Annotated in this window: 6 protein-coding genes; 3 read left to right on the forward strand and 3 right to left on the reverse strand. The window is 68.2% G+C overall.

Translation table 11 applies throughout. The features are described from left to right. On the forward strand, positions 1-1136 hold a 1136-nt coding region (locus LOY02_RS15760; protein WP_317183316.1), incomplete at its 5' end, for a radical SAM protein. A gap of 215 nt (positions 1137-1351) precedes the next feature. Here the strand turns inward: LOY02_RS15760 and LOY02_RS15765 are convergent. Continuing rightward, positions 1352-1834 (reverse strand): hypothetical protein, encoded by a 483-nt coding sequence (locus LOY02_RS15765; RefSeq protein WP_317183317.1) that lies wholly within the window; start codon positions 1832-1834, stop codon positions 1352-1354. Positions 1835-2512: 678 nt separating this feature from the next. On the opposite strand from LOY02_RS15765, the gene LOY02_RS15770 reads away from it, so the two are divergent. Then, positions 2513-4648: a hypothetical protein gene (locus LOY02_RS15770; protein WP_317183318.1), complete on the forward strand. Its 2136-nt coding sequence runs from the start codon at positions 2513-2515 to the stop codon at positions 4646-4648. 88 nt (positions 4649-4736) lie between these two features. Here LOY02_RS15770 and LOY02_RS15775 read toward each other — a convergent pair whose 3' ends face one another. Continuing rightward, positions 4737-5279, reverse strand: a complete 543-nt coding sequence (locus tag LOY02_RS15775; RefSeq protein WP_317183319.1) for an NUDIX hydrolase family protein — start codon at positions 5277-5279, stop codon at positions 4737-4739. Between the two features lie 12 nt (positions 5280-5291). Further along, complete coding sequence (locus LOY02_RS15780; protein ID WP_317183320.1) at positions 5292-6689, reverse strand: FAD-binding oxidoreductase; 1398 nt, start codon at positions 6687-6689, stop codon at positions 5292-5294. Positions 6690-6970: 281 nt separating this feature from the next. Between LOY02_RS15780 and ileS the strand changes: the two genes are divergently transcribed. Continuing rightward, positions 6971-9077: isoleucine--tRNA ligase (ileS, locus tag LOY02_RS15785; RefSeq protein WP_317183321.1), on the forward strand; the 2107-nt coding region annotated here is incomplete at its 3' end.

Consider the following 9077-nt stretch of genomic DNA (forward strand, 5'->3'; position numbering starts at 1 on the left):
CGCGGGGGTGCCGCTTCTGCCAGGCCGGCATGATCACCCGTCCGGTGCGTGAGCGGTCGATCACCGGCATCGGCGAGATGGTCGAGCGCGGCCTCGCCGCGACCGGCTTCGAGGAGGTCGGGCTCCTGTCACTGTCGTCCGCGGACCACTCCGAGATCGCCGACCTCACCAAGGGCCTCGCCGACCGCTACGAGGGGACGCAGACAGGACTGTCGCTGCCGTCCACCCGCGTCGACGCCTTCAACATCGACCTCGCCAACGAGCTCACCCGCAACGGGCGGCGCTCCGGGCTCACGTTCGCTCCCGAGGGCGGGTCGGAGCGGATCCGGCGCGTCATCAACAAGATGGTGTCCGAGGAGGACCTCATCAACACCGTCGCCGCCGCCTACGGCGCCGGGTGGCGCCAGGTCAAGCTCTACTTCATGTGCGGGCTGCCGACGGAGACCGACGAGGACGTCCTGCAGATCGCCGAGCTCGCGACGAAGGTCATCGAGACCGGTCGACAGGTCTCGGGCCGTCGCGACATCCGGTGCACCGTGTCGATCGGCGGCTTCATCCCCAAGCCGCACACGCCGTTCCAGTGGGCCGCCCAGCTCGGGGCGGAGGAGACCGACGCGCGGCTGGTGCGGCTGCGCGACGCGATCCGGGCCGACAAGCGCTATGGCAGCTCCATCGGCTTCCGCTACCACGACGGCCAGCCGGGGATCGTCGAGGGCCTGCTGTCGCGTGGTGACCGGCGAGTGGGGCGGGTCATCGAGGAGGTCTGGCGCGACGGCGGGCGCTTCGACGGCTGGTCGGAGTACTTCTCCTACGAGCGCTGGATGGCCGCCGCCGAGCGGGCCCTCGCGGACCTGCCGGTGGACGTGGCCTGGTACACGACGCGCGAGCGCGAACGCAACGAGGTGCTCCCGTGGGACCACCTCGACTCCGGCCTCGACAAGGAGTGGCTGTGGGAGGACTGGCAGGACGCCCTCGACGAGCGCGAGGTCGACGACTGCCGGTGGACGCCCTGCTTCGACTGCGGGGTCTGCCCCCAGATGGGGACCGAGATCGAGATCGGGCCGACCGGCAAGACCCTCCTGCCGCTCACCGTCCTCGGGGCCGGGCGCAAGGACCTGCTCGAGCACCAGCACTGACCGGTCGTATGCCGCTGAGCGCGCTCCCGCACGCCCGCTGACTCGTGCGCCACGCACCGTCCCGAAGTCGAGTGGCCCCAAACGCCCATGAGACAGCGAGTCACCGTGACTGCTACCCGCGCGTCTGGGGCCACTCGACTTGGCCAGAGACGCGTGGGCCCGGCGACGCGAAGTCGGCCGGGCCCACGCCGTGTGGAGGTCTGGTCCGAGGTGTCTCAGACGTTGACGAAGATGCGCGAGGTGTCCGCGACGGACACACTCGTGCCGTTGGTCGTGTCGGTGAGCACGATGTTGGTGTAGGTCACCGCGGCGAGAACTCGCTTCTGGCCCTTCGGGCACTGGAACTGGGGAGCCTCGAGGGGCCCTGCCGTCAGGCTCGCGACGACGCGGCCGTTCTTCGACTCGAAGCTGCCACCGGCCGTCACCGAGCCCTCGAAGGACTCCTTGTTCGCGGCCTGGGGGTGCTTCCCTCCGCCGTTGATGCACGCGTAGAGGGCGGTGGCGTCGGCGTCGAGGGTGTAGTCGATGTTGCCATTGCCGAGACCACGCTCGTCGAAGCTGACGACGAGGGATCCGGCGTTGTTGACGCTGCCGGTCGCACTGTGGAACTTCGCCGCGACCGCAGCGGCCGGGTTGGCCATGACGACGGCCACGACGAACGCGATGGTGGCGACGAGCAGAGACTTGAGGTACTTCATGGTTGCTTCCTTCATGTGTGGAGGTGCCCGGGTTTCCCCCGCCCGGGCGGGTCCCGACGCGTTCTGGTGAATGCATCGGTGCAGAAGAGGCCGGGCTGACCGGCCAGATACGGGCGCCCCCGAACCCGTGGCATTGATGGCCAATATCCGTTTCGCGCCGGCTCGGCCGTGATGGTGCGGTACATCGATATTCGCCCGCAATGGCTATTCATGAGCCTCGAGGCGGGACTTCCACTGCCCGCCTGATCTCTTGATGGTAGGTACGAGTGAAGCGCTGGTCTCGCCGTCGTGGAAAGCCGTCCCGAATGCCCCAAGAGTCGTTGACGAAGTCATGAAAGAACCGACCTATCAGTCGAATTCGCCATATGGCGAGTTGCCCCCGGGACGCCTCTACGCTTTTGTGCAATTGGTCCTGGAATGGCTCGCGACTTTCTCTGATTTCCCCATCCTGGGCAGGGCGTTGTGCCTAACCTGACAGATGCGTCTCTCGGTCGCTCTCGCCGAGAGGCCCCCGACACAGGGGGTTGGGGTGCTGATTTGGCTGCACGCTCCGTGACCTGGCGGAGCCTGCGTTTCACAGGTGTGAACTCGGGGGGAGGCCTGCCGCCGCGCTGGGAGTGTCCTCAGCCGCGGTGAGGCACAGATCGATTCGATCAACTCATTCCCATAGGGGGAGATGTGAGCAACCTTCGAACACGTTCGCGCCGGCGCCTCGTGCCGGCCGCCGTGGCCGCGGTCGCCTTGGGGGGCGCCTTGGCCCTGGCCACGAGTCCATCGGCGTTCGCCGTCCACGACGAGGACTTCCAGCTCGACGGCGATGTCGTCGCGAGTTCCACGACGAATGTCGGCGGCACCACCCAGACCGTCGACTGGGACTCCATCTTCGACGCCGACGGCGCCGACATCGATCCGTTGCCAGACGGCTTCGATGCGGCCGTCCTGACCAAGGACTTCAGCAACAACGGCGACACGTTCATCACGAGCGATGCCTCCACCTTCACGACCGGAAGCAAGGACACGCTCCCGATCAGTACGGGTTGGGACTGCACCTTCTCGAACAACGTCAACAGCGCCATCGACGTGATGAACGCCTACGCGGCCTCGTACACCGACCCCACGAGCGGAGACGAGATCCTCTACTTCGCGCTCGAACGCAACAAGAACACCGGGAACGCCAACGTGGCCTTCTGGTTCCTCCAGGACGAGGTGGCGTGTGACTCCGCCGGAGGCACCGCCGACTTCACGGGGGACCACGAGGACGGCGACCTCCTCATCGTGTCGGCCTTCACCAACGGTGGCGTCGTCCCCAACATCGACGTCTACAGGTGGGACCGGCCCGACCCGGCGACGCCGGGCTCGCTGAACCCCACACCCATCACTGGGGGAGCCGACTGCAAGACGACGGGGGCCGGTGACACGGCCTGCGCGACGGTGAACACCGCCACGATCACCACTCCGTGGCTCACCGCCAACTTCAAGAGCGGGGTCGGTAACGAACTTCTCAGCACCGAGTTCTACGAGGGCGGCCTCAACCTGACCGACACCGGCCTGGGCGGCAAGTGCTTCAACACCTTCACCGCCGACACCCGCTCCTCGCAGTCGCTCACGGCCACCCTGTTCGACTTCTCGCTCGGCAACCTCGGCGAGTGCTCCTCCGAAACCGTGACCACGCCGAACTTCACCGAGGCGGACATTCCGGCCGACGGCACGATCGACGCCTACGACTCGGCTCAGATCACGGTGACGGGCATCACCACCTTCAGCGCGGAGCTGACGTTCAGCATCTGCGGTCCGATGGAGCTCACCTCCACCGAGACCTGCGAGACCGGTGGTGACCAGGTCGGATCCGCCCAGACCGTCACCGCAAACGGGACGTACCAGTCCGACACGGTGGAGATCACCTCTGTCGGGCGCTACTGCTGGCGCGCCGAGTTCTCCGGTGATGCGGCAGCGGGCGTGCCCGACTCGAGGGACAGCAGTAGCGGCGAGTGCTTCGTCGTCAACCCGGTCACTCCTGTGCTCGACACGGACGCCGGCGACGGTCCGGTCGACTTCGGACAGCCTGTGACGGACGAGGCCACCCTCACTGGGACGGCCAACCAGCCCGGAAGCGGTGGCATCGGCAGCGACGGCTCCATCAACCCGACAACCGCGGGTGCAGCCGCCGGCGGCACCATCACCTTCACCCTCTACAAGGACGACTGCACGACCTTGGCGACGGGCACGGGCACGAACCCGCAGGACGTCACCACGATCAGCGGTGACGGCACCTACGGTCCGGTGAGCTTCACGCCGGACGAGCCGGGCCAGTACTACTGGGTGGCTGAGTACAGCGGCGACGCGCCGAACACGCTCGCGACGGACCACAACATGGACTGCGTCTCGGATCCTGACGAGGCCGTCATCGTTCGGCAGATCCCGACAGAGATCAGCACGGACCAGAGCGTGTACCCGAACGACGAGGCCACCATCAGCTCGTCGGTGACCGGCAAGAACCTGCCGGCCGGAGGGACCGTGACGTTCCGGCTCTACGACACCGTGGCGAACTGCCAGCTGCACGGCGACACCCTGGGCAGCGGCGGTCTCCTCTACGAGGAGGTCGAGACACTCACCGGTGGAGCAGAGTCCGAGACGGTCGGCACGAGCAACACGAGCGTCGCGGTCGACGATGACGCGACTGTTGCGTGGTACGTGACGTACTCCACCGGGGACGACGCGTTCACCGGACGTCAGAGTGACTGTGTCGAGAGGACAGCGATCGACTTCACCGAGGACGCTGGTCCGGGAACGCTCTTCCCGACTCCGATCCCGTGATCGCGGTCTGATATCCACTACGCAAATGAGGGGGCCCCGGCTTCGGCCGTGGCCCCCTCGCGCCGTCTCGCGAAGAGCGACGCGGCGTTCAGACGGGGAAGCCGACGTGCGCCAGCGCCTGCCGAACGAGCACCCCGTGAGAGCCCGCCATCTCGCCACGGACGGCCATGCTCGCGGCCTCCTCCGGGGTGACCCAGGACAGGTCGAGGGCGTCCTGTTGCGGCCGGCAGTCCCCGACGACGGCGACGATGTAGGCGAGCGAGACGGCGTGCTGGCGCGAGTCGTGGTAGGCGGTCACGCCGGGCGTAGGGAAGAACTCGGCGATGGTGAAGGGCTGCGGGGACACCGGGATGCGAGGTAGGGCCATCGGCCCGAGGTCCTTCTCGATGTGGCGGGCGAGGGCATCGCGGATCTTCTCGTGGTAGAGGACGCGGCCGCCGACGACCTCCTGCCCGATGCCCCCGTCGTTGTCGGCGCGCAGGAGCAGGCCGAGGTGCGTGACGACGCCTCGATCGTCGACGCGCACGGGGACCGCGTTGACGTAGAGGATCGGCAGCCGTTCTCGGGCATTGTCGAGGTCCTCGCGGCTGAGCCAGGCACCGGTCGTCTCCACGTCAGTCATGTCGCCCATGTCGTCTTCCTATCAGTCGGGGTGGCCGGGCCGCCCGGCAGTGACGAAGACGACGTCGGGGTTCATGATCCCCGCCGGGTCGAAGACCGCCTTGATCGCGCGCTGCCGCTCCACCTCGCGAGGCCCCACCTCCTCGACGAGCCAGCGCCGTTTGACCGATCCGATGCCGTGCTCGCCGGCGACGGTCCCGCCCAGCATGAGTCCGAGCCGCATCAGCTCGTCGAAGGCTCCCCAGGCGCGCTGACGGGCGTCGTCGTCGCCGTAAGGGTAGACGATCGACGGGTGGAGGTTGCCGTCGCCGGCGTGGCCGCTCACGGGGATCGGCAGGTCCCATCGCGCTGCGGCGTGCGCGGCGCCCCGGACGTAGTCCCCGAGCCGTCCGACGGGCACGCAGACGTCCTCGGCGATCCGGGCGCCGAGCGACTCGATCGCGGTGCTGAGCACGCGCCGGCCCTGGAGGAGGAGGTCGGCCTCGAGGCGGTCCTCGGCCACCGCGACCTCCAGCGCCCCGGCCGCGGACAACAGCTCGCCGTAGCGTGCGACATCCTCCGCCGCGTGCCCGGGCCGGTCCGACTGGACGAGGAGGACCGCCTCGCAGTCGGCCGGGAAACCGTAGTCGCCGAACGACTGCACGGCCGCGACGCTCGCTCGGTCGAGGATCTCGAGGAGGGACGGTCGGTGCCGGTCCAGCCGCAGCGAGGCGACCCCGCGCACCGCCGCGTCGAGCGATCCGAACGTCGCCAACGCGGTCAACGCCGGGTCAGGCGCCGGCACGAGCCGCGTCACCACCTTCGTCACCACCCCCAGGGTCCCCTCCGACCCGACGACCAGCCCGGTCAGGTCAAGACCCGTCACCCCCTTCGCGGTCCGGTGGCCGGTCCGCATGACCTCACCGCCGGGCAGCACGACCTCGAGGGCGGTGACCCAGTCCGCGGTGACGCCGTACTTGAGGCAGCACAGGCCTCCGGCGTTCGTCGCGACGTTCCCGCCGATGGTGCACGTGTCGGTCGATGCGGGATCGGGGCCGTAGAAGAGTCCCGCCTCCGCGGCAGCCGCCTTGAGGTTTGCGTTGACGACGCCGGGCCCGACGACGGCGATCCCCTCGAGCGGGTCGATCGTCTCGATGGCGTCGAGCGCCTCGACGTTGAGGACGATGCAGCCCTCCGATGCCCTGGCCCCGCCGACGCGGGACGTCCGTGCGCCTTGGGGGACCACGGGCGTTCCGGTCGCGGCCGCGTGCTCGAGCACGGCCACGACGTCCTCGACGTCCCTGGCGCGCACGACCGTGTAGTCGGAGGCGGCGTCGTGCGCCGGGTCCCTGGGCTCGGGCCCGGCGTCAGCGGCATACGTCCGCTTGACGTCTTTGTCGGACACGACGCGCTTGATGAGCCTGGGCGGGAAGGAGGGCACGCTCACAGGCTAGACTTTGGCCCACAGGCGTCTGAGCCGTCATCAGCGGCGAGCCTCCGGAAGAACGGTCCCAGCCCGGCTGGGGCTCACTAGAACCGGACGGGTGGGCCCGTCACAGCCTTGACAAGAGTGGTCGTATGCCGCTGGGCTCGCTTCGCGTGAGTCGTGCGGCCCGCGGCAAGCGGGGTGGTACCGCGGCTCACCCGTGAAGGTGATGTCGTCCTCGTGAACGAGCAGTCCCACGAGCAGTCACGAGCCACGCAAGCAGGAGACCACGACCCATGGTGTATCCCAAGGTCACCACCGACCCGTCCGGCGCTGCCCAGAGCAGGGCCGGCGTCCCGTCGAACCCGCGCTTCCCCGAGATCGAGGAGCGCGTCCTGAAGTACTGGGACGAGGACGGCACCTTCATCGCGTCCGTCGAGAACCGCGAGGCGGGGGAGAACGGCTCCAACGAGTTCGTCTTCTACGACGGTCCGCCGTTCGCCAACGGGCTGCCCCACTACGGCCACCTGCTCACCGGCTACGTCAAGGACATCGTCCCCCGCTACCAGACGATGCGCGGGCGGCGCGTCGAGCGGCGATTCGGCTGGGACACCCACGGCCTGCCCGCCGAGCTCGAGGCGCAGCGGCAGCTCGGCCTCAAGACCAAGCAGGACATCCTCGACCTCGGCATCGACACGTTCAACGACGCCTGTCGGGCGTCCGTGCTCAAGTACACGGGGGAGTGGCGGGACTACGTGACCCGCCAGGCCCGCTGGGTCGACTTCGACAACGACTACAAGACGCTCGAGCCCGGCTACATGGAGTCGGTCATCTGGGCCTTCAAGACGCTCTACGACAAGGGCCTGGTCTACGAGGGCTTCCGGGTGCTGCCCTACTGCTGGAACGACCAGACGCCGCTGTCCAACCACGAGCTGCGGATGGACGACGACGTCTACCAGATGCGCCAGGACCCCGCGGTCACCGTCGGCCTGCGCCTCGAGACCGGGGAGCTCGCGCTCGTCTGGACGACGACCCCGTGGACGCTGCCGGCCAACCTGGCGATCATGGTCCACCCGGACATCGACTACGTCGTCGTCGAGTCGGACTTCACAGGCAGGACGGAGCGCTACGTCATCGCCGAGGCACGCCTCGGCGCCTACGCGAAGGAACTCGGAGGCTCGGACCCCGGGAGCCTGCCGGAACGGATCGTCGAGCGGCTCACCGGCGCCGACCTGCTCGGTCGGTCCTACACGCCGCCGTTCACGTACTACGCCGGCCACGAGCGCGCGCACCGGGTCGTCGAGGCCGACTTCGTCACGACGACCGACGGCACGGGCCTCGTCCACAGCGCGGGCGCCTTCGGTGAGGAGGACAAGCTCGTCACCGACCGCGAGGGGATCCCGCCGGTCATCCCCGTCAACGCGGAGGGCCGCTTCACCTACCCCGTCGTCGACTACGAAGGGATGCACGTCTTCGACGCCAACGCGCACATCATCGACCACTTCAAGGCGATGACCCGCGGCGAGGGCGACACCGGCTCCGTGACCGACGGCACCGTGCTGTTGCGGCGGGAGAGCTTCGAGCACAGCTACCCGCACTGCTGGCGCTGCCGTGAGCCGCTCATCTACATGGCGGTGTCATCGTGGTTCGTCGAGGTGACGAAGATCAAGGAGCGGATGCTCGAGCTCAACCAGCAGATCGAGTGGACGCCGTCGCACATCAAGGACGGCCAGTTCGGCAAGTGGCTCGCCAATGCACGCGACTGGTCGATCTCGCGGAACCGCTTCTGGGGCAGCCCTATTCCTGTCTGGAAGTCTGACAACCCGGAGTATCCGCGCATCGACGTCTACGGCTCCGTCGAGGAGCTCGAGCGGGACTTCGGCGTCGAGGTCACGGACCTGCACCGCCCGTTCATCGACGAGCTGACCCGGCCCAACCCCGACGACCCGACGGGGGAGTCGACCATGCGCCGCGTCGAGGACGTCCTCGACGTGTGGTTCGACTCGGGCTCGATGAGCTTCGCCCAGGTCCACTACCCCTTCGAGAACGCCGAGTGGTTCGAGCACCACTTCCCGGGCGACTTCATCGTCGAGTACATCGGCCAGACCCGCGGCTGGTTCTACACGCTCCACATCCTCGCCACCGCGCTCTTCGACCGCCCCGCCTTCTCCTCGTGCATCAGCCACGGCATCGTGCTCGGCTCCGACGGGCAGAAGATGAGCAAGTCGCTGCGCAACTACCCCGACGTCACCGAGGTCTTCAACCGCGACGGCGCCGACGCCATGCGGTGGTTCCTCATGAGCAGCCCGATCCTGCGCGGCGGCAACCTCGTCGTCACCGAGCAGGCGATCCGCGACGGCGTGCGCCAGGTGATGATCCCGCTGTGGAACGCGTGGTCGTTCT

This window comes from Intrasporangium sp., assembly GCF_032907665.1.
GTDB lineage: Bacteria > Actinomycetota > Actinomycetes > Actinomycetales > Dermatophilaceae > Intrasporangium.

Coding starts and splice junctions, on each gene's coding strand:
- LOY02_RS15765 (WP_317183317.1), bottom strand. CDS start 1,834: ATGAAGTACCTCAAGTCTCTGCTCGTCGCCACCATCGCGTTCGTCGTG.
- LOY02_RS15775 (WP_317183319.1), bottom strand. CDS start 5,279: ATGGGCGACATGACTGACGTGGAGACGACCGGTGCCTGGCTCAGCCGC.